The organism is Geodermatophilus sabuli (assembly GCF_010686765.1).
Classification (GTDB): Bacteria; Actinomycetota; Actinomycetes; order Mycobacteriales; family Geodermatophilaceae; genus Geodermatophilus; species Geodermatophilus sabuli_A.
The window spans coordinates 1-23,106 of the sequence record NZ_JAAGWF010000007.1; the positions used below are offsets into that span (position 1 = coordinate 1).

Genomic DNA, 23,106 nt, shown 5'->3' on the forward strand with positions numbered 1-23,106 from the left:
CGCACAGAACTGAACGACCGAGCCCCTGCTCGGGCCCCCACCGGGGCCCGGGTGGGGGCTCAGTCGCGTCCACACCCACCGACACGCGCGGCGACAGCGGCGTCCGGCGGCCTCGCTACCCTCGATCGCGAGTGCCGCGAACGCGCACCGCCGGGGGTGAGGACGAGTCATGCGCGGCAGGGCTGTTGCGCTCGTCAGCGTCCTCGCGGTGCTCGGCGGGTGCACCGCGCCGGAGGGGGTCGATGCGGCCGCCGAGCCCACCACCTCGGCTCCCCGCACCACCAGTGCACCGCCGGAGCCTCCCCTGGTCGTGGCCTACGGCGACAGCTACGTCGGGCCTGGCGTGGGTGCCGAGCTGCCCAGCGGGTGGCCGGCCCTGGTGGCGGACGACCTGGACCTCGAACTGGTCAACCACGGCCACGCCGGGTCCGGGTACACCAACTGGGAGGTGGGCTGGTCCTACCCCTACACGATCGCGACGGAGCCCCCGCCGGAGGACGCGGACGTCGTCATCGTCTTCGGTGGGTTCAACGACATCACGCTCGCACCGGAGGCGGTGCGCCAGGACGCCGTCGCCACCTTCGCCCTCATCGAGGCGGCGGCTCCTCAGGCGGAGCTGTTGGTCATCGGCCCGGAGTGGCCGAGGCAGGAGCCGACCGTGGAGCTCTACACCCTGCGGGACGCCCTGGCCGACGCAGCACGCGAGGCGGGTGCCACGTTCGTCGACGCGAGCGGATGGCTGATGGGGCGCCCCGAACTCATCGCGTCGGACGGGCTGCACCTCAACGAGGACGGCCACGCGGTCTTCGCCGCCCAGATCGCCCCGACGCTGGCCGGACTGATCTCCGGGCGCTGACCGTGCGCGAGCGCCGGCTCGCTGACTCAGTCGACGGGCGCCCAGGTGGCGTCGGGCTGCAGCCGCATCATCACGGCGTCGTCCGGGATGTTCAGCCGGAACGGCCCCTCCACCGGGACGAAGCTGCCGTCGGCCTGCAGCTGCCGCCCGTTGAGGATCGTGCCCACGGCGAAGCGCACGTCCGCCTCCGGCCGGGCGTTCAGGATCCCTTCGACGATGCCCCGCAGGCGCAGCCGGCCGCTGTGGGCGAGCACGTCTCCGTGCACGACCGCCTCGACGTCCGCGTGGCCGTCCAGGCGGACCTGGAGGGGGCCGTAGCACGCCCCGCGCAGGTCCAGCGTCCCGGTGACGTCAGCGCCCCCGTGCAGCGTGCCGTCGATCTCCAGCGCGCCGTTGACCTCCAGCGGTCCCTGGACGTCGCCGGTCAGCTTCTCGAACATTCGGTACTCCGTCCGTCGGCCGACGAGCCTACGTCGACCGTTCGGAGGCGCTGACCCGCCAGCCTGCCCCAGCCCGTCAGCCGGCGGGTACCGCCGGCAGCGGCGCGGGGTCCTGCCGCCCGCGGAGCACGCGCAGCAGGCCGGCCACCGCGGCCGCCGTCCCGAGGATGAAGGCGGCGATCAGCAGCCAGGCCGGCAGCGGCGGGCGCCAGCCCGGCTCGTCGAGGAACCAGAAGCTGTCGATCCCGTGCACGTACCGGTTGAGGTTGCCGATGAAGGCCACCAGGTGTGCGACCCCGGCCGCCACCACCAGGCCCCGGCAGACCCGCCAGCCGATGTCGTCGGGGAACCGGTCGGCCAGCAGGTAGCCCGACAGCACCGTCAGACCGGCGCTGAACGCGAGGATGTAGCGCCCCTGCCAGGCGAAGGCGCTCTCCCGGTAGGAGGACAGCTCCGACACCACCGGCATGACCACGCTGATCGCCACCACGGCCACCAGGGCCAGGCGCTCGCGGCGGGTGCCGACGGCGGCGGCCAGCACGGCCAGCACGGCCACCGCGCCGATCCAGAGCAGCTGCACCAGGCCCGGCGCGGCGTTGTCCAGCCAGCCGAAGACGCCGACCATCTCGGCGAGCTCGCCGTCGAGCTTGGAGACCGAGAACAGCGCCGCCCGGCTGATCTCCAGGTCCACCGGCCGCGACCACTGGCGGAGCGCGTCCCGGGCCAGCACCCAGACGGCGGTCATCGCGACCATCGCGCCGACGGCCAGCCCGCCCAGCAGCATCCAGCGGTCGCGCAGCAGGGCGACGAGGCGCGGGCCGGTCGCCCGGGCGAGCAGCACCACGCCCACGATCAGGCCGAGCCAGACCACCGACAGCGGCCGGATGAGCGCCAGCGCGGCCATCGCGGCCAGGCAGCGGAGGACCAGCCGCGGGGCGACCCGGGGGGCGTCGTCCCCGTCGCCCGCGGGTCCGGGCGGCGGGAACAGCGCCAGGGCCGACGCCCACAGCGCGATGCCCGCGGCCAGTTCGGGCCCCTGCGGGTTCACCGCGCCGGTGAAGAACAGCACCATCGGGGTGCACGCGAGGACGAGTCCGGTGAGCGGCCACGGCGACCGTCGCTCGCTGACCGACAGGAACGCCGAGGCGAGCAGCGCAGCGCACACGAGGACGGTGAGGAACCGCATGAGGTAGATCGCGGTCGCCCCGTCGGCGACGAGCGTGGCCGACCCGGCGAACAGGTAGTACGCCGGCGGGTAGCGCCCCGCCGTGGTCACGACCTCCGCCGTCCCCGGCTGGGCGACGAACAGCTCGGCGCAGCCGGCCGGGACGGTGCCGTCGTAGATGAAGCAGGCGGCCGCGGTGCTCGCGTTGGCGTACGTGGCGGGCACGGTGACCGTCGTGTCGATACCGGTGGTGGGCGCCCAGAGCTCACCGCGGACCGCGGCCGCGGCGTAGACGGCGTGGGCCGGTTCGTCCGGGACGCTGAAGACCGGGTCGGCGAGCGCCCACAGCCCGCCGAGCAGGCTCAGCAGCGCGAACGCCGTCCACCAGCGACGGCGGGGCGACGAGGGCCGTCCCGCGACGCCGGTCGTCCCGGTGACCCGGGGGAGCGGCGCCGTGTGCGGCGGCTGGTCGACCCGGCTCATCGGCCGGTTCCCGTGAGCCGGCGCTCCCGCGCCCGGACGAAGACGACCAGCGTCGCGAGCGCGACCAGGGAGCCCGCGAGGAAGGCCGCGCCGACCCTCAGCTCCAGTTGCGAGGGCACCAGCAGGGCGAGCATGAAAACCGCCGACCCGGCCGCCCAGCCGATGAGGGCGTCGCGGTAGGCGCGCAGCGCGATCAGGGTCTGCGCCATGACCTGCGCGACCATGTACAGCGCGGCCGCGATGGCCAGCGGCACCAGCTCGGTGCGGGTGGCGACGAACTCGTCGCCGTAGAGCAGCCGCAGCGCCAGCGGTCCGATCGCCGCCATCGTCAGGATGAACAACCCGCCGACGGCGGACACGAGGAGGACCACCTGGCGCAGCTGCCGGCTGAAGCCCGGGCGGTCGCCGACCGCGGCCAGCCCGGCCAGGGAGGGCAGGAACGCGGCCTGGACGGCGCCGAAGAAGAACAGCGGGATCCGCGTCAGCACCAGGGCCGAGATGAAGATGCCCGCCGCCTCGGCCTCGTCGGCGCGGGCCAGCACCTGCGCGGCGATCGGGGCGGCGTTGATGATCAGCTGGGAGAGCAGCGCCGCGCCGGTGAGCACCAGCAGGTGCGGTGCGATGTCGCGCCAGGGCAGCGGCGGGCCCGGCTGCCCCAGGGTGCCGGGGCGCCCGGCGGTGAGCGCGGCCGCGAGCAGCGGGGCGAGCACGAGGGCGAGCCCGAAGGCCCCGACGTCGTGCGCGGCGGCGAGCACGAGGAGCAGTGGACCCACGATGCGGAGGGCGCCGTCCACGGCCAGCTGCGCGCCGTACCGGGAGAACCGTTCGTTCCCGCCGAACACACCGCGCAGGACGTGCTCGGCAGCCAGCCCGACCAGCCCGAGGACCAGCAAGGGCACCAGGATCCCCGCCCCGTTGAACACCCGGTCGGTGAGCAGCCCGGAGAACGCCAGCGTGAGCGCACCGACGACGGCGGTCGCGCCGACGGCGTAGCCGACCGCCTTCAGCAGGACCGGCCGGCCGCCCTCCCCGAGCGCCCGCCGGGAGGCGGTGGCACGGCTGAGCTCCTGCTCGATCGGCTGGAAGAGCGCCAGGCCGGCGCCGTTGAACAGCACCCACAGGGTCGCGACGGGGGCGAAGGCGGTGGGGCCCAGCGCGCGTCCGGTCACGCTCAGGTAGGCGAACGACCCGAGCCCGAGCACGACCAGCCCGAGTGCCACCGGGCCCAGCTGACCGAGCAGCGGAACCGATCGCCACCGGGCGACGAGACCGGACGCGTCGCCGGGGGAGGCCGCTGGTTCGGTGGACATGACGTCCTCTCTCGAAGCGGCCGCACGGCGGCCGGTCGGCCCAGGGACCGGTCGGCGATCGGCTCGGGACGGCTGCCCACCGGGGGCATCGACCCGGTGCTGCGCGGCGGTCCCGGACACCTCGCAAGAGGCTAACTCGCGACCGGGACGTGCCCGCGCAGGCGGTCGGACGAGCCGATCTCATCCCGGACGTCCCATCCGCACCTCGTGCCCCGCGCGTCCGGGACGGCCCGGAGCGCCTCCGTATGGTCGATCCGGTGGCCGTACCGGAGACCATCGTCAGGAGAACGCAGCACCTGCCGTCCCTGACCGGCCTCCGCGGGATCGCCGCCGGCGCCGTGTTCGTCGACCACCTCGGGTGGATGCTCGGCGCCACGCCGCTCGGAGCCGGGTGGACGGCGCTGCGCGGGATCGGCATCAACGCCGTCCTGCTGTTCTTCGTCCTCAGCGGTTTCCTGCTCGCCCGGCCGGCGGCGCTCCGGGACGGCGCGACGGCCTTCCTGACCCGCCGGGCCGCCCGCATCTACCCCGTCTACGCCCTCGCCCTGGTGCTCGCGATCGGGGCGCTGGTGCTGGCGGACCCGGACAGTCCGCTGCTCGCGCCCGGCTCCCTGCTGTCCAACGGGTTGCTGCTGCAGAGCTGGGACGTCGGCGCATCCGGGGCGAGCATCTCCATGCCCGCCTGGTCGCTGAGCGTCGAGGTGCTGTTCTACGCAACGCTCCCGTTCACCCTGCGACCGGTCGCCCGGCTGTTCCGCGGCACCCCGCGGTGGTCGCTGGCCGGACTGACCGCCCTCGCCCTGCTCGGCGGCGAGGCGCTCCGGCACGACTGGGTGTGGGCGACCTGCCCCCCGGCCTACCTGCCGGTGTTCTACCTCGGCGTGCACGCCGCGGTGACCTCGTCGCCGGGAGTGCGGTCCGTGCCCGTCGGGGTCCTGGTGGCGGTGGCCTCGGTCGCCGGCTACTCCGCCGTCCCCAACCTGGCCCTCCCCGCCCTCGGCTTCATGGTCCTCGTGTCGACGCTGGCCGCCCGCGACCGGCGGGGCGCTCCCGTGCTCGCCGGCCCGGCCTGGCAGCGGGTGGGCGTGTGGTCCTTCGCGTTCTTCCTGATCCACATGCCGGTCCTGCAGGCGGTGGGCGCGCTGCTCCCCGAGCGGCCGACCACCGGCGTCGCCGGACTGGCGGCCAGCACCCTCGCCTTCCTGGTCTCCTGGGCCCTGGCGGCGGCGGTGTACCGGCTGCTCGAGGAACCCGGCCGCCGGGCGGTCCTGCGGTGGACGGCCCGGCGCGGGGGGAGCCGCGAGCGCATGCCGGTCGCCCGGCGGCCCGCGTCAGCCGCTGCGGCGCGCCGCGGCCTGCCAGGCCTCGTCGGCGATCACCCGGCCGACGGCGACCCCGGTCTCCGGCGTCGGGTGGTAACCGTCCTGGTCGGCTCCGGGGGCCCAGTTCCCGTTCACGCTGAACGGGCCCCACGGGTCGACGAAGCGCCACCCCTGCTGGCTGGCCAGCGTGGCGAGCCGGGCGTTGAAGGCCGCGCGGGCCGCCGACGAGCCACGCATCGGAGGGATGGCGACCAGCAGCGTGTTCCGGGCGCCGATCCTCGCCGAGATCCCCCGCAGGTTCGCCGCCGTCACCTCCCAGGGCAGCAGGTTGACGTCGTTCGCCCCGCCGAGCAGGACGAGCACGTCCGAGGGCGTCGGGACGACGTTGGCCAGCATGTCGCTCGTGGTGGTCTTGGAGACCGCCCAGCCTCCCGCCAGCACCAGCCGCTGCGCGGTCTCGCCGTTCAGCCATGACGAAGCCCCCGGGCGCTGGATGCCGGTCGCCGGCCCGCCGGGGATGCCGGCGGTGAGCGAGTCGCCGACGGCGGCGTAGGTCCGGACCCCGATGGAGTCGCCGGCGGCGGCGGCGGCCGGTTCGGTGGACGGCGCGCCCGGGCCGGTCGTGCGGCGCACCGCGAGACCGTCGCCGTGGACGACCCGCGTGCCGGTGGTGTCGTCGATGCGGCGGGGGAGGGCCGCGACGAAGGGGGTGTCCGTCGGCTCGCCGTAGAGGAACGACCCCTGTGTGCCCACGCCGAACCCGCTGCGCTGCGCCTCTGCCGTCCACACCTCGGCGGAGGGGAAGTACCGGTTGCCCCGTCGGACCATCAGCTGGGAGGCGTGGTCGCCGGACTCCCCGTCGGTCGCCCAGTCGCCGACCAGCACGGTGTCGCGGGGTTCGCCGAAGAAGAAGTCGTAGTCCGCGTACCCGGTGGTGGTGTCGTTCTTGACGAAGTACCGGTTCCCGCGCCGGACCATCAGCGTGTCGGTGGTGACCGTGCGCTCCGCGTCGGCGGCGCTGGTGTCGCCGTCCCAGTTCCCCACGAGGACGGCGTCGCCGGGCTCGCCGTAGGAGAACGTGGAGTCGGCGAAGCCGGTGGAGATGTCGTTCTTGACGAAGTAGCGGTTGCCCCGCCGCACGGCCAGGGTGTCGGTGCCGTCGCCGTCCCAGTCACCGACCAGCACGGTGTCGCCCGGGTCGCCGTAGACGAAGGGCCGCTGCTCCGCGCCGCGGATGATGAAGGTGCTGCCCCGGCGGACCATGGGCTCGTCCCGGCCGTCGCTGCCGAAGGCGCCGCTCCCGTCGACGAAGTCGCCGAAGAAGACGACATCGGTGGGATCGCCGTAGTAGTACGCCGAGGCTGCCCACCCGCTCGTGTTGCCGGCGCCGGCGAGGAGGTACCGGGCGCCGGAGCCGCCGACCGGCGCGCCCTGTGCGGACGCGGCCGGAGCGCCGGCCAGCGTCAGCGCGAGGCCCAGTGCGGTGATCCCCGGAAGTCGGCAGCGGCGGCCCGCGCCGAGTGCGCCCACGTTCGTCCCCCGTCGTCCCGGCATCCGTCGGGCTGGTCTGCTGGTTCCCGGTCGTCCGGCCTGCCAGGTATCGACCGGACGGGACGGATCTTGAGTCGTGTCCTCCCCTCTCGATCGGCACAGCCGGCCCGGGCGGCGGCGCGACGGGTCGGCCGCCGACGCGGCTAGGGTCCGGGCCCATGAAGAGCTTCGACGTCGCCGCCGTCGTCACGGGCGGGGCCTCCGGGCTGGGCGAGGCCACCACCCGTGCGCTGGCCGCCCGCGGGGCGGCCGTGACGATCCTCGACCTGCAGGAGGACAAGGGGACGGCGCTGGCCGCGGAGCTCGGCGGGCACACCACCTTCGTCCGTACCGACGTCACCGACGAGGCCTCCGTGCAGGCCGCGCTCGCCGACGCCACCGGCAAGGACCGGCCGCTGCGCGTCGCGGTCAACTGCGCGGGCATCGGAACGGCCGGACGCGTGGTCAACCGCGACGGCTCGCCGCACGGGCTGGCCCCGTTCACCACCACGGTGATGGTCAACCTGGTCGGCACCTTCAACGTGCTCCGACTGGCCGCCGCCGCGATGGCCGCCACCGAGCCGGGAGAGGACGGCGAGCGCGGCGTCATCGTCAACACCGCCTCGATCGCCGCCTACGACGGGCAGATCGGACAGATCGCCTACAGCGCCTCCAAGGGCGGCATCGTCGGCATGACGCTGCCCGCCGCCCGCGACCTGGCCACCGTCGGCGTCCGCGTGTGCACCATCGCCCCCGGGCTGATCGACACCCCGCTGCTCGCCGGCCTGCCCGAGGAGGCCCGCATCGCCCTGGAGGCGGGCATACCCTTCCCCAAGCGCCTGGGCCGCCCAGCGGACTACGCCGATCTGGCGATGCACATCGTCGAGCACGGCTACCTCAACGGCGAGGTCATCCGGCTGGACGGCGCCCTCCGCATGGCGCCGCGCTGACCGTTCCCGCACAGCACGTCCTGACTTCCCCAGGAGCACCTGTGACCACCGCCGTCCTCCCCGCGGTCACCGTCCCCGACTACGAGGCCACGTGGCGGCCGGACTGGCCGCTGGACCTCCGCCGCGCGCTGTACCCGCACCAGCGCAGCGCCGGGGACCCGACCCTGCGCTACGACGACGCCGGTGCCGCCTGGCGCACCACCACGACACCGGACGGTCCGGCGACCGTCCGGATCACGCCGGTCGCGGGCGAGATCCGCATCGCCGCCTGGGGGCCGGGCGCGGTCTGGGCCGGGTCTGCCGTGCCCTGCTGGCTGGGTGCCGACGACTGCCCCGACGGCTTCGACCCGGGCTCCCACCCGCTCGTCGTCCGGCTGCACCGGACCACGACCTGGCTCCGCCTGGGCCGCACCGGGCGCACCTGGGACGCGCTGGTCCCCGCCGTCCTGGAGCAGAAGGTGACCGTCGTCGAGGCGCACCGGGTGTGGCGGGACCTGCTGCGGCTGGCCGGAGAGCCCGCGCCCGGGCCGGCTCCCGCCGGCATGAAGGTGGTCCCGTCGCCGCGCCGGGTCCTCGACGTCACCGACTGGGAGTGGCACCGCTGCGGCCTGGACGGCGCCCGCCGCCGGGCGCTGCGGGCGGTGGCCTCCGTCGCCGCCCGGCTCGAGCCGCATGACGACTGCGACTCCCCGACGCTGCAGCGCCGGCTCACCTCGGTGCCCGGCATCGGTGTCTGGACGGCGGCCGAGGTGGTGCAGCGGACGCACGGCTGCCCGGACACCGTCAGCGTCGGTGACTACCACCTCAAGAACATCGTCGGCTGGTCGCTGGCCGGCCGGAAGACCGACGACGAGGGCATGCTCGAGCTGCTCGAGCCGTGGCGGGGGCACCGCCAGCGCGTCGTCCGGCTGCTGCTCGCCGGCGGCAGCCGCCCCCCGCGCCGCGGCCCGCGGAACGCGCCGACCAACTACCGCCGGATCTGACGTCTCCCGGTTGTCCACACGGCGGCTGAGCTGCGGTTTCTGTCACCCGATCGTACTAGTGTTCGAGTCGTCGGACGGTGGTGCGGGAGGTGGTCGGCGGTGTCGGGTTGGCGCTCGGTGGTCGACCAGCTCGCCGCGCTGGACCCCGCGGAGTGGGATGCGGCGGACCTCGGCGATGCCGAGCTGCTGACGGCCGTCGTCGACGTCCAGGCCGCGGTCAACCGGCTCTCGGCGCTGCAGACCCGCCTGGTGCGCGCGGCCGACGTCCGGCAGGCCCACCGGAACGACGGCATGGTGTCGATGAGGTCGTGGCTGACGGGACACTGCCGGGTCTCCGGGCGGGAGGCCGTCGCGCTCGTCCGGGCGGGACGGCGGCTCGCCGAGCTGCCCGAGGTCGAGGCCGCCTTCACCGCGGGAGAGATGACGTCCGCACACGTCGGCGTGATCGCCTCCGCCGTGACCCCCGCGCGGGTGGCCGCGGCGGCCGGCCACGGGATCGACGTCGCCGAGACCGACCGCGTGCTCGCCACGGCGGCCCGTGAACTGGGTCCTGAGGACACCGCGAAGGCGGTGCGCCGGTGGGTGGCAGGGGTCGACCCCGACGGGCAGCTCGCCGACGCCGCCGACGTGGATCGACGGTTCTCGCTGGCCGTCTCGCTGACCGGCCGGGTCTACCTGAGCGGTCATCTCGACCCCGTCGGTGCCGAGACCGTGCACACCGCACTGGAGTCCCTGGCCGGCGCGGACCGCCCGGCAGGAGACCTGCGCAGCCACGCCGAGCGTCAGGGTGAGGCCCTGGTCGAGCTGTGCCGGCGGGCGCTCGTGGCCGGAGAGCTCCCCGAGGTCCGTGGCGAACGGCCGCAGGTGCGGGTCACGATCGACTGGCAGTCCCTGTCAGCCGCGCGGACGGCGGCCGGTGCCGCCCCCGCGGAGCTGCCGTTCGCCGGCCCGGTGACGCCGGAGACCGCCCGTCGGCTCGCCTGCGACGCCTCGGTGGTGCGGATGATCACCGGCCCGCACGGGCTGCCGATGGACGTCGGGCGGGCTCAGCGCACCGCGAGCGCCGGCGTCCGCCGTGCCGTCGAGCTGAGGGACGACGGGTGCGTCTTCGCCGGCTGCACGGCTCCCGCCGCCTGGTGCGACGTCCACCACGTCGTCCACTGGGCCCACGGCGGCCCGACGAGCTGTGAGAACGGCGCGCTCCTCTGCGAGCGCCACCACACGGCGGTGCACGAGGGCGGGTTCGCCGTCCGCCGCGATCCCGGCACCGCGGTCTGGCACACGGTCCGCCCCGACGGCAGCGAGATCGTCCCGCGCGGCCCGTGCCGGTCCGGCTGAGCCGCCGGTCGGGGAGCGTCGTCCTCCGAGAGCCGCGTGTCCGCTCGTCGGCGTGGCTGTCGCGCCGACTCGGGAGCCACTGCGTTCCGGTACCGGATCGATCCGTGCCACTCCGTGCCCGGCGCCACGGGGGCGCCCGAACGGGGGCAGGACATGGCACGGGGAACACGATCAGCGCTGTCGGCCGCGGCCGTCACGGCAGGTGTCCTGGCCACGATGGCACCGGCCTCAGCCAGGGGACGACGGTCGGCGGCGCGGGGACGCAGTGCTTGCTGAACGACGCCGTCAGCGGCATCGCCAGCACGGTGCTGGCCTACGGCGAGGCTTGCGACGAGGTGGACGTGTGTGACCGGGACGGCAATCGCACCGACACCCTCATGGTCGGCCGGGGCGGCCACTACTTCGTCGAGAACGACGTGAGCACCGGCGTCTCCTCGAGCGACTTCTCGTACGGCGACCCCGGAGACCGGGTGCTGGCCGGCCGCTGGTCGGACGGTCAGGCGGGCGACACCCTCGGCGTCCGCCGGGGCAGTGACGACTTCGGCGGGAGCTGGCCGGCGGCGCAGGCCTGGTTCGAGTGGTCCGTCGCGACGTACGGCTCCGACGTCGCTCAGCTCGACGGGGACGACGACGGAGAAGCCTGCGACGCGCTGCGCCGCTGATCCGCCCCCCGACGACGGCGACGCCGCGCACCCGGCCGGGTGCGCGGCGTCGCCGGTCGTGGCAGGGCTACAGGGCCAGCCCGCTGCAGCCGGTCGAGCAGTCGATGCCCCAGATCGAGGCGCCGAGCGAGGCGAACCTCGCCGAGTACCTCAACCGCTCACCGTTCGGGCCGGTGACCACGCCGCCACCGGCGGAACCGCCAGTGGACGGGTCGGTCGCGCCCGGATCGGTGGCGCCGGGTCCCGTCGTGCCCGGATCCGTCGCACCCGGATCCGGGACGCCCGGGGCCGTGCCGTCGGGGTCGGGCTGGGTCGAACCGCCGGGCTGCTGGGGGTTCGTTCCCGGGGTCGGTCCGGAACCGCCGGCCACGTAGGTCAGCGCGGCGTCCAGGCGCGAGGAGGTGGACCGGTCCGGCGAGAAGACGTACACGTCGTACCGGCCGGCCACCAGCGCCGGCGTCGTGAAGGTGAGCCGGGTGGGGCTCACCTCGTCCACCTGCGCCCCGCCGGTCGACCCGACCCGGACCAGTGCGCCCTCGGGGATGGCCAGGCCGGTGATGACCACCCGGGTGCCCCCGGCCGCGCTCACGACGGTCGGCGAGATGGAGGTGAGCCGGAACGGCCCGGTCTCCGGATAGTCCTTCCTCCCACCCGTGGCCGGGGGAGTGCCCGGGTCGCTCGCGCCCGGGTCGCTCGCGCCCGGGTCGGTCGCCCCCGGGGTGGGCGTCCCCGTGCCGGGGCCGGTCGTCCCCGGGGTGGTCGTCCCGGGACCGGTGGCTCCCGGAGCCGGCGCGCCCGAGCCGCCGTCGGTGGCCGGGGTCTGCGGAGCCGGCGTACCGGTGCGGTCGTCGGTGTCCGGGGCCGGTGTGCCGATGGCACCGGGGGCGTCCGGAGCGGGCCCGACCGGGCCGGGCGTGCCCGTGCGGGGCGGAGTGCCCGACCCGGGAGCCGGGCCGGTGCCCGTGCCGGGCGTGCCGGTGCCCGGCGCCGGCGTGGCCGTCCCGGTGTCCGGGTCGGCGCCGCCCGCCTCCTCGTCGTCCGGGACCGGCGTCCCGGGTGTCCCGGTGCCAGGCTGGGGTGCGGTTGCCCGCGCCTCGTCGCCGACCAGCAGGGGCGCCGCGTAGGCCAGTCCGAGCGGACTCCCGTCCCGGAGAACGCGCGCGGTGAGCACGTAGCGGCCCTCCGCCAGCTCGGTCGTGGGGGAGAGCGCCACGGACCCGAGGCCGGGACGGGTGCCCAGGGAGAAGGTCGCCGCGCCGTCGTCGTCGGTGGTCGCCGTGACCCCGCCGAGGGTGATGTCCTGCCCGGTCAGCGCGTACACCTGGCCGCCGTGCTCCATGCCCAGGCCGAAGGCCACCTCGTAGGCCCCGGCGGGAGCGGAGCCGGTCGCCACCACTCGCGGGGCGACCGGTCCGGCGTCCGCGGACATGGCGGAGAAGACGTAGGAGACCGGTGCCGCCGTGTTGCCTAGGTCGTCGAGCGCCAGCCGGCCACCGGTGACCGACTTCCCGGCGAACGCCGGCAGGTACTGGACGTCGGCCAGCAGCGCGGCCTTGAGTTCCGCGGGCGTGGCCGTGCGGTCCTGCGCCTTGTAGAGGGCCACCGCCGCAGCCACGTGGGGTGAGGCGTAGGAGGTGCCGTCACCGATGCCGTAGCCGCCGCTGTTGTCGTGCACCATGATCCGCTGGCCGGGGGCGAACAGGTCCACCGTGGCGTCGCCGTAGGCGGAGTGGCCGGCGACCCGGTCGGCCGCCGTGCTGCTGCCCACCGTGATCAGGTTCGGCTGGTCGAGGCTGGCGGGGTAGCGGCGCTGGGTGTCGCGGTCGAGCGAGTCGTTGCCCGCCGCGGTGACGACCACGACGCCCTTGGAGTCGGCGTACGCGATGGCGGCGGTGAGGATCGACGCCGCCCCGGGGTCGTCCTGCACGGTGCCCCAGCTCGCGTTCACGACGTCCGCGCCGTTGTCGGCGGCGTACCGGATCGCCTGCGCGCCGGCGTACAGGTCGACGCTCTTACCGGCGCCGATGACCAGCGGCATGATCGTGACGTCCGGCGCCACACCGGCGCTGCCCTCGCCGTTGGCGGCGCGTGCCCCGACGATCCCCGAGACGGCGGTCCCGTGGGCGTTGTCGCCGCCGTTGGTGATGTCCGAGGTGTTCCGGTAGAAGTTCCAGCCGTGGCAGTCCCCGGGCTTGCCGTTCCCGTCCGCGTCGGACGAGCCGCAGCTCTCGTCGGGATTCGTCCACAGCGCCCCGGCCATGTCCGGGTGCGACAGGGCGTACCCGCTGTCCGCCACGGCCACGACCAGGCCGCGGCCCGTGCCGGCCTGCCAGCCGGCGGGAGCGGACACGTCCGCGCCCGCCGTCGCCCCGCCCCCGTAGACGTTCGACCCGGTGTTCTCCAGGTTCCAGCCGTAGCCGCCCCAGAACGGGTCGCTGACGACGAGGCCGTAGGTCTCGCCGGGCACGGAGAGCTCGACCTCGGCGCCGGGCACGACGGTCTGCACGTCCGCGGCGGTGATGTCGGTGCCGGCCACCAGTGCCGAGCCGTCGAACAGTGGCTGGGCCGAGTCCACGGCCGGCAGGGTCCCCAGCGCGGCCACCTGCTCGGCGGTCACGCCGCCGTCGGCCCGCACGACCAGCCGGGTCAGCCCGTCGCCGGGGCCGAGCTCGTCGGCCATCGCCAGCCTCGGGCTCAGGAACCACGCGTCGATGACCGCGGCACCGCTGAACCCCACCGTCATCGCGGCGACCGCGGCCACCACCACGCGCCCGCGCCTGGTACGGCGTCCCGTGCCGATCCCCGTGCTGCCTGCCATGTCGTCCCATCCCTCGGTGGACCCGCGCACGGCGGGCTACCTCACCCCATCGACACGTCGGGGCCTCGTGCCGATCGCTCGAACGGGTCGTCCTGCGCCCTCCCACCCGGACGAGGGGGACGCCGCACGGGAGTGACGACTGGGACAGGGTGGGCCGCAGGGTCAGGTGGCACCGGCCCCTCGGTCGGGACAGGCATGTCCTCACGCTGAGTTCGGGTCCGACTTCCTAACGTTTCCGCATCGATGGCCGTCAGCGGCCGCTCGCGGCCCGAGGGTCCGGGGGCGGTGCGCCGGGACTCCGGGAGTACCGCCTTGTCACGCGCCGCACGTCGCTCCGCCCTGACCCTCGCGGGGGTCGCCGGGATGATCGTCACCGGCCTGCTCAGCCCCTCCGTGGCGGGCGCGGCCGAGCGGTGCGTGCCCTCGCCCGACGGCGTCACGACGGACTGCACCTACCTCGACACCGGGACGGAGCAGGAGTTCGTCGTCCCCGAGGGTGTGACGAGCGTCCGCGTGACGCTGCACGGCGGCGAGCCGGTGGCGGGGGAGCCGGCCGGCGGCACCAGCTCGCTCATCGTCGTCCCGGGCAGCACCCTGCTGATCGACCTCGGCGACGTCGACGAGCTGCCGTCCCCCACCGCGGCGGGTGCCGGGACGGACGCGCCGACGGCGGCCCCGGTCACGGCGCCGTGGTGGTACGTGGCGTCCGACGACGGAGCCGCTGCGTTGATCCAGACGCGGCGTGCCGCGGACCCGGGACGGTCCCCGGCCGCCGCGACGCCGGTGGACGACGACGCCCGGGGCCGCCTCGTGCTGACCTACTCGCCCGCCAGCGAGGCGGAGGAGCCCGTCGCCCTCCCGGCAGAGTCCGTGCCGGACCTCCCGCTCGACGGCGGGCCGTCGGCGAGCCCGGAGGTCCCGGCTCCCGCCGCAGGGACCGCGGCGGCTCAGTCCCCGGCGCCCGCTGAGCCGCCCGCGCCTGGCGAGCCTCCGGCTCCCGCCGAGGCGTCGGTGCCCGCGCCGGAGACCCTCCAGCCCGAGCAGTCCCCGGAGCCCGCGCCGGCGACCACGGCAGCACCACCGGCCGTCCCGGCACCGGACGGCGCCTCGCCCACGGACGTGCCGAGCGCCGCTCCCCATCCCTCGGACCCTGCGCCCAGGACGGACCCTGCGCCCACGACGGGCCCGGCGCCGACGGCGAGTCCTGCGCCCATGACGAACTCCGCGCCGACGCCGAGCGACCAACCGGCGGCGACCGAGCCATCGGCGGAGGACGCACCGATCGCCGTCGAGCTGGAGACCGCGTCCTCGGTCGTGCCCGGTGGTCTGTTCGACGCCGACGGTGTCGGAGTCCTCGCCGCAGCCCTGGTCGGCGTCGTCACGCTGGGCGTGTGCGTCACGGTGACCGTCGGCGCCGGGCGGCGGCGCGGCGACTGATCAGCGGGTCAGCGGCCCTCGACCAGCAGGTGCAGCAGGTAGTCGCCGTAGCCGCTCTTGCCCAGGGGTTCGGCGGCGCGCCGCAGTCCGTCGTCGTCCAGCCACCCCTGGCGCCAGGCGACCTCCTCGATGCACCCGATCTTCAGTCCCTGGCGGTCCTCGACGACGGAGACGAACTCGGTCGCCTGACGCAGTGACTGGAAGGTGCCGGTGTCGAGCCAGGCGGTGCCCCGGTCGAGGGCGGTGACGGTGAGCCGGCCCTGCCGGAGGTAGTGCTCGTTGACCGCGGTGATCTCCAGTTCACCGCGCGCGCTCGGCGTGATCCCGCGGGCGATGTCGACGACCTCGTTGTCGTAGAAGTACAGCCCCGGGACGGCGTAGGAGCTCTTGGGCTGCGCCGGCTTCTCCTCGATCGACAGCACCCGGCCCTCTCCGTCGAACTCCACCACGCCGTAGTCCTGCGGGTTCGCCACGTGGTAGGCGAAGACGTGCCCGCCGTCGGGCTCCGGCAGGCGGGAGAGCGCCGTGCCCAGCCCGGCGCCGTAGAAGATGTTGTCGCCCAGGATCAGCGCCACGGACGAGTCGCCGAGGAACTCGGCCCCGATGAGGAAGGCCTGAGCGAGGCCCTCCGGCCGGGGCTGGGCGGCGTACTCGATGCTCATCCCGAGCCGGCTGCCGTCGCCGAGGAGGTGCCGGAAGGCCTCCTGGTCGCCGGGCGTGGTGATCACCAGCACCTCGCGGACGCCGGCCATCATCAGCGTGGAGAGCGGGTAGTAGACCATCGGCTTGTCGTAGACCGGCATCAGCTGCTTGCTCACGGCCTGCGTGATGGGGAAGAGCCGACTCCCCGTACCGCCGGCCAGGATGATCCCGCGCATGGGCGACGACGTTACCGAGTCGCCCGCCACGCCCCGCCCGCTCCACGGGCGGGCGTGACCCCTCGGGGGGAGCGCCCGGTCAGTCCGCGGGGCTGCCCAGCCAGAGCCGGCCCACCAGTGAGGAGCCGCCCGGCGTGCCGACCGGCTCCCAGCGGGTGGTCCAGCCCTCGGCGTGCAGCTGGACGATCACCGCGCCGATGACCGCGCCCAGGTTGACCGCCGTGGTCGTGGTCGCCCGCTCCGGGAGGTGGACGTCGACCACGCCGTCGTCGGCACCGCCGTAGCGCACGACGACGGGGAACTCCGGCAGCGCGGCGACGGCGACGCGGAACGCCTCGGCGACGGCGTCCACCTCGCCGGGGCGGGGCACCAGGTCGGCCGCGGGGGCGCGGGTGGCGACGAGGTCGCGGGTGCCGTAGCGGAACAGGTCCCCGGCGCCGAGCCGGACCAGGGGGCGGGTGCCGCTGTCCTCGGCCGGCGGCTCGAACGGCAGGCCGCGGACGACGGCGACCGGCAGCCCGCCGAGCTTCCCCTTCACCAGGTCCGCCGCGGCGGCCAGCTCGTCGACGACGGCGACCTGGGTGGTCTCCAGCCGGTTGCCGTGGGTGTCCACGGCCCCGCGCAGGTCGGCCAGCGCCGCGATCCCGGCCGAGCCGACGGCGACGTCGGTGAGCCCCTCCCGCCAGGTGCGGCCGAAGGTGTCACTGACGACCACGGCGACGTCCACCCCGAGCAGGTCCCGCAGCCGGGCCCGGAGGCCCCGGGCGGAGGCGTCGGCGTCCTCCGGCAGCAGCACGAGGGTGTCGCCGGCGACGTTCGAGGCGTCGATGCCCGCCGCGGCGACCACCCAGCCCTGCCGGGTCTCCACGATCTTCAGCGGCCCGCGCCGGGCCACGACCCGCACGGTCTCGGCGTCGATCGCACGCTGCCGGGCGACCTCCCGGTCGGTGCCGGGCTCGACCCGCACCAGTCGCCCCTCGACCTTGGCGACCACCTTGGAGGTGACGACGACGACGTCCCCGTCGGCCAGCCACGGCGTGGCAGCGGCCACCGCGGCGGCCAGGTCGTCCCCGGGACCGAACTCCGGCAGCCCGGGCACCGGGAGCACGGTCAGCCCCTCGGCCGCGTCCCGGGCCCGCGAGGGGTGGGGAGGACGGGGTCCTTCCTCAGACACCTGCGGCGTCCAGGGCGGCTCGGGCCATCGCGGCCGTGGCGTCCGGGTCGCTCATGAGCAGCGGCACGGCCCGGACGTCGACACCCGGGACGTCGGCGCGATCGCCGGTGTGCACCAGCCAGGAGTCGAGCAGCCCGCCGTCCGACCGTGCCCCGTAGTGCCGGCCGATGCCCTCGGCGCTCACCTCGACGCCGACCACCGGCAGGCAGCGGTCGGCCATCCCGCGCACCACCGCGCCGGAGACGACGGGGGCGATGCCCACGACCCGGCCCGGCGTCGCCAGCAGCGCCTCGCGCAGGCCCGGGACGCCGAGGATGGTGCCGATGGACACCACCGGGTTCGAGGGCGCAAGCACGACCGCGTCGGCGGTGGCGAACGCCTCGACCACCCCGGGGGCGGGTCGGGCGGTCTCCACGCCGACCTGGACGAACGCGGACGCCTCCAGCGCCGCCCGGTGCCGCACCCACCACTCCTGGAAGTGGATGGCCTGACGCCGGCCGCTGTCCGGGTCGGTCACCACGACGTGCGTCTCCACCCGCTGGTCGCTCATCGGCAGCAGCTCCACGCCCGGCTGCCACCGGTCGGCCAGCGCCGCGGTCACCTGGGAGAGCGGGTAGCCGGCGTCCAGCATCCGGGTGCGGACCAGGTGCGTGGCCAGGTCACGGTCGCCGAGGCCGAACCAGGTCGGCTCCGCGCCGTAGCCGGCCAGCTCCTCCTTGACCGTCCAGCTCTCGCCGACCCGCCCCCAGCCGCGCTCGGGGTCGATGGCGCCGCCGAGGGTGTACATCACGGTGTCCAGGTCGGGACAGATCCGCAGCCCGTGCATCGTCACGTCGTCGCCGGTGTTGACCACCGCCGTGATCGACTCCGGCGGGGTGACGGCCCGGAGACCGGCCAGGAACCGGGCTCCGCCGACCCCTCCGGCGAGGACGACGATGTGCACGAAACTCATCGTGCCCCATGGTCAGTTGTGCACTGTTCGCCGGGCGTGTCGATGTCTCCCACGAGATGTGACAGACACCCTGTGACAGATGGGGCAGGTGTGGCGAGTCGCTTACACCGGGCTAAGTTGACGGGTCGGCAACGACACGCGTGTAATTCCGGCGGTGTCACTGAGTGCTGAGCGGCCCGGGATCTCCCCGCGGAGCGCACTTCAGGACGAGAGCGAGAGGGGACGCATCGTCATGGCAGAGGTGTCGTGGTTGAGCGATTACATGAGCGCGTCGGAGCGGAACGCGGACTTCGCTACCGCCACGGGGCAGGGCTTCGCCGGGGTGTGGACCGCCGGGCTGGAGGCCGACGTCCAGTCGTGGCAGGAGCGCGCCCTGTGCGCCGAGACCGACCCGGAGGCCTTCTTCCCCGAGAAGGGCGGCTCCACCCGCGAGGCGAAGAAGATCTGCACCGGCTGCGAGGTCAAGGCCGAGTGCCTCGAGTACGCGCTGTCCAACGACGAGCGCTTCGGCATCTGGGGCGGTCTCTCCGAGCGTGAGCGCCGCCGGCTCCGCCGCCGCGCGGTCTGAAGGAAGGACCCCGTCCTCCCCGCCCTTCGCACGCTCAGGGCGGGACCCGGGACGGGGCCTGACCGTCCTCCCCCTGGCGAGCCGGGGGGCGACCACGCACAGCGTCGTGTGACACCAGCCCCGCTCTCCTCGCAGCCGCCGACGGACTCTCCGTCGGCGGCTGTGGTGTCCTCGGGGGCGTGACGACGCCGACCACGCGGGTGCTGACCGGACGCGGCCCGGTCCTGCGGCAGCTGTGCGCCGCCGAGCCCCTGCTGGCCGGCCTGCGCGCCCCGGCGACCGCCCGTGCCCCGTGGGCGGCCACCGTCCTCAACGCCGCCGCCGCCGGCCGACGGCCTCGGCCCCGTCCGGTCGCCGTCGTGGTCGACGGCCCCGGGCCGGTCCGGGGGAGTGCCACCCCGCCGGCCGCCCTCGCCGCGCTCACCCTGCGCGCCGCCGGTCCGCGGGTGACCGCCACCCTGCTCCCCGCCTCGGCCGGCCCGGTCCCGCCCGGCACGCCACCGGCCCGCCTCCCGGCGCGGGACGACGCCGCCGCCACGGCACTGGCCGCCGGGGTGCTCGCGCTGCTGGACTCGCTGTGGCGGCCCTGGACGCTGCGACTGACCGGCCTCCCGCTCGGCGACCCCACCCTCCGCGCCCTCGGCCGGCTGCGGCCCGACGGCGCGTTCGCCAACGCCCGCAGCACCCGGCTGGTCGACGACCTCGACGCGGCCGGCCCCGTGCTGCGCAGCCGTGACCCTCGGCTGCTGGACCGGTGGCTGCCGGAGCTGCTGGCGCGCGAGCCCGCCCGGCAGTCGCGGGAGCACCTGCGCGCGGTGGCCCGGCTGCACGCCGCGCTCGGGCAGCTGGAGCTGGCCGTGGTGGCCGACGGGGACCGGCTCGCGGCCGCTCTGCTCACCCTGCTCGACGGCCCCGAGCGCCGGCCCTGGTGGGGGTTCTCCGACCGCGGCGGTCTGTCCACCGAGATGGGCGCGCCGCTGGTCAGCTTCACCCTCCGCGGCGGACTGCTGCCCGCCAGGGTCAGCCGGCGTACCGGACCTCGTTGAGCCCCGGCGCGTCGAGCGTGCCCACCCGGTCGGTGCCGAGGAAGAGGGTCGCCTCGGCCGTCGCCCGGCCGTCGCGGACCGCGCCGGACGGCGACACGGTCACGGTCAGGTCGTAGACCCGCCCGGTGTAGACCGGCGCGGTGCCCACCGGCCGGGTGTAGGTCGGGAAGCGGCCGGTCAGCCGTAGGTCGTCGCCGTCCCGCGTCAGGGTCAGGGCCGGCGCCGGCAGGTCGGCGTACTCGGTCAGGGACGGCACGCAGCCGGCGTCGGCCGGATCGCGAGCCGGGGGACCGTCGAGGCAGTTCCAGGTCGGCAGCCGCAGGTGCGCCAGTGCGGCGCCGCCGGGGCTGGCGGACTGCGCGGTGAGGCTCAGCGCCGGGTACCCGACGGCGACCCCCACCGCGTGCCGCTCGACGACGATCCCGCCGAAGGCCAGCCGTGCGGCGACGCCGTCGGTGCCCAGGGGCACCGACCGGTTGGCGAGGGTGCCGGCGCCGCCCTCGCCGGGCAGCGGGTCGGTCGGGACGCCGGGCAGCTGCGGCACCTGCGGAGCGGGCGCGGAGGGCTCCACCGGCGGGGACGGCGGAGCGGGGGAGGCCGACGGCGGTGCGGCGGCCTCGTCGGCGTCCCGCACGCCGCCGGCCACCCCCGCGAGGACGGCCACCAGCAGCAGCGCCGCGGACGCCATCGCCAGCAGCGCCCGCGTCGTCGCCGGGTCCTCCGCGGCGGCTGGCTCCTCCCGGTCCGCCGCGTCCCCGGCCCGGGCGGGGGGCTCCGGGGCCGGCGTGCCGGGCGGCGCGTCGAGGAAGCCCGGCAGGTCGTCGTCGGCGAACCGCGGCGCCGGAGGCGGCGCCGGCACCGGAGGAGGAGCAGCGCTCGCCGGGGCTGCCGGCGGGCGGTCCCGGCGGCCGGTCAGCCACACCGTGGCCAGGCCGGCCAGGGCCAGCAGCGCCCCGCCCAGCACGAGCCACGGGACGGCGGCCGGCGCGGAGGAGTCCATCGCGGAGAGCATCGCAGTCACCGCGCCCGCCGCCGGGAGGTGCGTCCGACCGCGCCGCCCGTCGTCCGTGCGCAGCACCCGGCGGGCTGGGACGATCCCCCCGATGAGCGGCAGCAGCGGGTCGACGACGGCGGCGGACGGCGCGGCGCGGGAGCGGGTGACCGCACTGCTGACCGAGCTCGGCGTCGAGCAGCAGCTCACCGCGGTCACCGACCTCACCGGGTCGCTGGGGGTGGTGCAGGGCGTCCTGCCGGACCGGGTCGTCGACCTCGCGGTCACCGAGAGCGGCCGCCGGCGGCTCCGGGCCGAGCTGCGCGGGCGCCGCTGGGCCGAGGAGCGGGCGATCGGTGTCCCCGAGGTGCTCGCCGCCGCGGACGACGGGCGCTGGCTGCTCTCCGGCCGGGTGCACCCCGTCCCGGCCGGCGGCCCGCGCTGGACCGAGGCCGCGGTCGACGCCGCCGTGCGCATCGCCCCGCTGCCCGCACCCCCGGGCCGCCCGTGGCACCCGCCCGCCGCGCCGGCCCTGCGCCGGGCCCGCTCGTCGGTCGGGGACACCGGCCGGCTGTTGCGCGGCGGCATCCGCCTGGGGGAGCTGCGCGCCGTGCGCGCCGCCGCGGCGCAGCTGCCGCTGTCGGAGGTCACCCACGGCGACTTCCGGGCGGCCAACGCCGTCCTCGACGACGGCGGCCGGATGGTGGTGCTCGAGTGGACCGGCGTCCGGCCGGGGCCGCGGCACCGCGACCTGCTCACGCTGTGGGCCACCACTCCCGACGACGAGGACCGCGCCCGGGTGGCCCGGGTGGTGCTCGACCGCACCGCCGGCTGGGAGGAACCCGACGTCGGGCTGCTCTGGCACGCCGTGGCCCTCGAGCAGCTCGCCGAGCGGATCACCCGGCCCGGCCGCGGTGACGGGCTCGACCTCGCCTTCTGCCGGGCGCGGCTGAGCGACGCCCGGGGCATCGCGGTCGAGCTCGGGAGCCCGGTCGCCGCCCCCAGCTGACCCCGGTGGCCGATGTGGCCACGAAGGCCGCGCGGGGCCCTCAGGCGGTGGGGTCGATCTCCTCCGGGTCCCGGCCCAGCAGCACCGCCACCTGGTCGACGACGACGTCGCGGATGAGGTCGGCCAGGTCGTCGCGGTCGTGCGCGCGCAGCTCCAGCGGCCGTCGGTAGACCACGATCCGCGGGGGCACCTCCCGGCCGCCCTCGCGGTGCGCCGGCAGCACGCGGGCCAGGGGCACGCTGCCGTCGTCGAGCACGTCGGTGTCGTGGACGACGTCGTCGGGGCTGGTGTGCTCGACCCAGGGGACGTCCTCGACCGCGAACTCGACGCCGGCCAGCTCCTTCTCCCACCGGCGCTCGAGGTCCTCGACCGCGTCCAGCACCAGGTCGTCGAACTGCTCGCCGCGGCTGCGCGCCAGGGGCAGCCCCTCGGGGACCAGCCGTCCGCGCAGGCCACGACCGTGCCGGTCGCGGCGGGAACGGGGGCGTCGGCTCATGGCGTGTGGAGCGTACGACCGAGGCTCGCGGAGGTGCCGGTCGTGCCGGTCCTGCGCCGCGGCGGGCCACCACCCCGCGTGGTGCACGGGGCCGTCGTGCAGGATGGGGCGCCTGCTCCGGACCCGCCGAGAATCCCGGTGTGCCTGATGCACACGACCCGGCGACGCGTCTACTGTGCGTTTCGTGAGGAACCGGTGGTGAGGCAGTCACGTCGCTGCTCGCGCAGCGGCTGCGCGCAACCGGCGGCAGCGACCCTGACCTACGTGTACGCGGAGTCGACCGCCGTCGTCGGTCCCTTGGCGACGTTCTCGGAGCCGCACAGCTACGACCTCTGCGAGTTCCACGCCGGCCGGCTCACGGTGCCGCGCGGCTGGGAGGTCGTCCGCCACGAGATCGACCTCGACGACTCCGGCCCCACCGGGGACGACCTGCTGGCCCTGGCCGACGCCGTCCGCGAGGCGGCCCGGCCCGAGCCCCCGCGCAGCCCCGCGGACGACGGCAGCGGGATCCGCCGCGGCCACCTGCGCATCCTCCCCGACATCCCCTGACGGAGGACCCCGCTGCCCCCACCGCTCCCAGGCTCGCGGCGGGTGCCTCCAGCGGGGCCGCCACGTCGGGCACCCCCGGCGTCCTGGCTGAGTCCGTCGGCACGTGCGCCGTTAGTGTCTGACCGCACCGTGGGCCGGGGAGCCGGCGG

General features: G+C 75.7%; 20 protein-coding genes and 1 pseudogene. 11 read left to right on the forward strand and 10 right to left on the reverse strand.

Annotated elements, in window-relative coordinates; translation table 11 throughout:
- Nucleotides 1-169 precede the first annotated feature (169 nt).
- On the forward strand, nucleotides 170-856 hold the full coding sequence (locus GCU56_RS04960) for an SGNH/GDSL hydrolase family protein (RefSeq protein WP_163480424.1): 687 nt from the start codon (nucleotides 170-172) through the stop codon (nucleotides 854-856).
- Nucleotides 857-882: 26 nt separating this feature from the next.
- On the opposite strand, the gene GCU56_RS04965 is transcribed toward GCU56_RS04960, so the two are convergent.
- The 3 genes from GCU56_RS04965 to GCU56_RS04975 form a co-directional block, all read right to left on the reverse strand.
- Entirely contained in the window at nucleotides 883-1,296 is a 414-nt protein-coding gene (locus GCU56_RS04965; protein ID WP_163480425.1) for a polymer-forming cytoskeletal protein, read from the reverse strand.
- Nucleotides 1,297-1,372: 76 nt separating this feature from the next.
- Nucleotides 1,373-2,944: a DUF2142 domain-containing protein gene (locus tag GCU56_RS04970; protein WP_163480426.1), complete on the reverse strand. Its 1,572-nt coding sequence runs from the start codon at nucleotides 2,942-2,944 to the stop codon at nucleotides 1,373-1,375.
- Nucleotides 2,941-4,254, reverse strand: coding sequence for a lipopolysaccharide biosynthesis protein (locus GCU56_RS04975; RefSeq protein WP_163480427.1), 1,314 nt, complete (start codon nucleotides 4,252-4,254; stop codon nucleotides 2,941-2,943). Before GCU56_RS04975 ends, GCU56_RS04970 begins: the two co-directional genes overlap by 4 nt.
- Before the next feature lie 245 nt (nucleotides 4,255-4,499).
- Here GCU56_RS04975 and GCU56_RS25470 point away from each other — a divergent pair.
- Nucleotides 4,500-5,465 (forward strand): annotated as a pseudogene (locus GCU56_RS25470) (acyltransferase family protein); the annotation flags it as partial.
- Between the two features lie 120 nt (nucleotides 5,466-5,585).
- Here the strand turns inward: GCU56_RS25470 and GCU56_RS25020 are convergent.
- Nucleotides 5,586-7,106: a GDSL-type esterase/lipase family protein gene (locus tag GCU56_RS25020; protein WP_163480429.1), complete on the reverse strand. Its 1,521-nt coding sequence runs from the start codon at nucleotides 7,104-7,106 to the stop codon at nucleotides 5,586-5,588.
- 179 nt (nucleotides 7,107-7,285) lie between these two features.
- Between GCU56_RS25020 and GCU56_RS04990 the strand changes: the two genes are divergently transcribed.
- The 4 genes from GCU56_RS04990 (at nucleotide 7,286) to GCU56_RS05005 (ending at nucleotide 11,039) form a co-directional block, all read left to right on the forward strand.
- Nucleotides 7,286-8,056: an SDR family NAD(P)-dependent oxidoreductase gene (locus GCU56_RS04990; RefSeq protein WP_163480430.1), complete on the forward strand. Its 771-nt coding sequence runs from the start codon at nucleotides 7,286-7,288 to the stop codon at nucleotides 8,054-8,056.
- 41 nt (nucleotides 8,057-8,097) lie between these two features.
- Complete coding sequence (locus tag GCU56_RS04995; protein ID WP_163480431.1) at nucleotides 8,098-9,039, forward strand: DNA-3-methyladenine glycosylase 2 family protein; 942 nt, start codon at nucleotides 8,098-8,100, stop codon at nucleotides 9,037-9,039.
- A 99-nt stretch (nucleotides 9,040-9,138) separates the two neighbouring features.
- The gene (locus GCU56_RS05000) at nucleotides 9,139-10,377 is read left to right on the forward strand and encodes a DUF222 domain-containing protein (RefSeq protein WP_163480432.1); all 1,239 of its coding nucleotides are present in this window, start codon (nucleotides 9,139-9,141) and stop codon (nucleotides 10,375-10,377) included.
- 269 nt (nucleotides 10,378-10,646) lie between these two features.
- Nucleotides 10,647-11,039: a hypothetical protein gene (locus GCU56_RS05005; protein WP_163480433.1), complete on the forward strand. Its 393-nt coding sequence runs from the start codon at nucleotides 10,647-10,649 to the stop codon at nucleotides 11,037-11,039.
- Nucleotides 11,040-11,106: 67 nt separating this feature from the next.
- On the opposite strand, the gene GCU56_RS05010 is transcribed toward GCU56_RS05005, so the two are convergent.
- Nucleotides 11,107-13,857, reverse strand: coding sequence for a S8 family serine peptidase (locus tag GCU56_RS05010; protein WP_163480434.1), 2,751 nt, complete (start codon nucleotides 13,855-13,857; stop codon nucleotides 11,107-11,109).
- Nucleotides 13,858-14,169: 312 nt separating this feature from the next.
- Here GCU56_RS05010 and GCU56_RS05015 point away from each other — a divergent pair, with 312 nt between their 5' ends.
- Entirely contained in the window at nucleotides 14,170-15,294 is a 1,125-nt protein-coding gene (locus GCU56_RS05015) for a hypothetical protein (RefSeq protein WP_163480435.1), read from the forward strand.
- 8 nt (nucleotides 15,295-15,302) lie between these two features.
- Here the strand turns inward: GCU56_RS05015 and rfbA are convergent, their stop codons facing one another.
- The 3 genes from rfbA to cofD all read right to left on the reverse strand — a co-directional run bounded on the left by rfbA (nucleotide 15,303) and on the right by cofD (nucleotide 18,298).
- Entirely contained in the window at nucleotides 15,303-16,172 is an 870-nt protein-coding gene (rfbA, locus tag GCU56_RS05020) for a glucose-1-phosphate thymidylyltransferase RfbA (RefSeq protein WP_163480436.1), read from the reverse strand.
- A 79-nt stretch (nucleotides 16,173-16,251) separates the two neighbouring features.
- Nucleotides 16,252-17,346 carry a coenzyme F420-0:L-glutamate ligase gene (locus GCU56_RS05025; protein WP_163480437.1) on the reverse strand — a complete coding sequence of 365 codons (1,095 nt, stop codon included), beginning with the start codon at nucleotides 17,344-17,346 and terminating at the stop codon, nucleotides 16,252-16,254.
- The gene (cofD, locus tag GCU56_RS05030) at nucleotides 17,339-18,298 is read right to left on the reverse strand and encodes a 2-phospho-L-lactate transferase (protein WP_204331481.1); all 960 of its coding nucleotides are present in this window, start codon (nucleotides 18,296-18,298) and stop codon (nucleotides 17,339-17,341) included. The genes GCU56_RS05025 and cofD overlap by 8 nt, the downstream gene beginning before the upstream one ends.
- 232 nt (nucleotides 18,299-18,530) lie before the next feature.
- Between cofD and GCU56_RS05035 the strand changes: the two genes are divergently transcribed.
- Complete coding sequence (locus tag GCU56_RS05035; RefSeq protein WP_275585718.1) at nucleotides 18,531-18,866, forward strand: WhiB family transcriptional regulator; 336 nt, start codon at nucleotides 18,531-18,533, stop codon at nucleotides 18,864-18,866.
- A gap of 179 nt (nucleotides 18,867-19,045) precedes the next feature.
- Nucleotides 19,046-19,912 carry a GNAT family N-acetyltransferase gene (locus GCU56_RS05040; protein ID WP_345771642.1) on the forward strand — a complete coding sequence of 289 codons (867 nt, stop codon included), beginning with the start codon at nucleotides 19,046-19,048 and terminating at the stop codon, nucleotides 19,910-19,912.
- Here GCU56_RS05040 and GCU56_RS05045 read toward each other — a convergent pair.
- Nucleotides 19,887-20,912, reverse strand: coding sequence for a hypothetical protein (locus tag GCU56_RS05045; RefSeq protein ID WP_163480438.1), 1,026 nt, complete (start codon nucleotides 20,910-20,912; stop codon nucleotides 19,887-19,889). The genes GCU56_RS05040 and GCU56_RS05045 overlap by 26 nt on opposite strands.
- A gap of 103 nt (nucleotides 20,913-21,015) precedes the next feature.
- Here GCU56_RS05045 and GCU56_RS05050 point away from each other — a divergent pair, with 103 nt between their 5' ends.
- Nucleotides 21,016-21,912: a phosphotransferase gene (locus tag GCU56_RS05050; RefSeq protein ID WP_163480439.1), complete on the forward strand. Its 897-nt coding sequence runs from the start codon at nucleotides 21,016-21,018 to the stop codon at nucleotides 21,910-21,912.
- 40 nt (nucleotides 21,913-21,952) lie between these two features.
- On the opposite strand, the gene GCU56_RS05055 is transcribed toward GCU56_RS05050, so the two are convergent.
- Complete coding sequence (locus tag GCU56_RS05055) at nucleotides 21,953-22,408, reverse strand: metallopeptidase family protein (protein ID WP_163480440.1); 456 nt, start codon at nucleotides 22,406-22,408, stop codon at nucleotides 21,953-21,955.
- Nucleotides 22,409-22,606: 198 nt separating this feature from the next.
- Here GCU56_RS05055 and GCU56_RS05060 point away from each other — a divergent pair, with 198 nt between their 5' ends.
- Entirely contained in the window at nucleotides 22,607-22,957 is a 351-nt protein-coding gene (locus tag GCU56_RS05060) for a DUF3499 family protein (RefSeq protein ID WP_163480441.1), read from the forward strand.
- The last annotated feature ends 149 nt before the right edge of the window (nucleotides 22,958-23,106 follow it).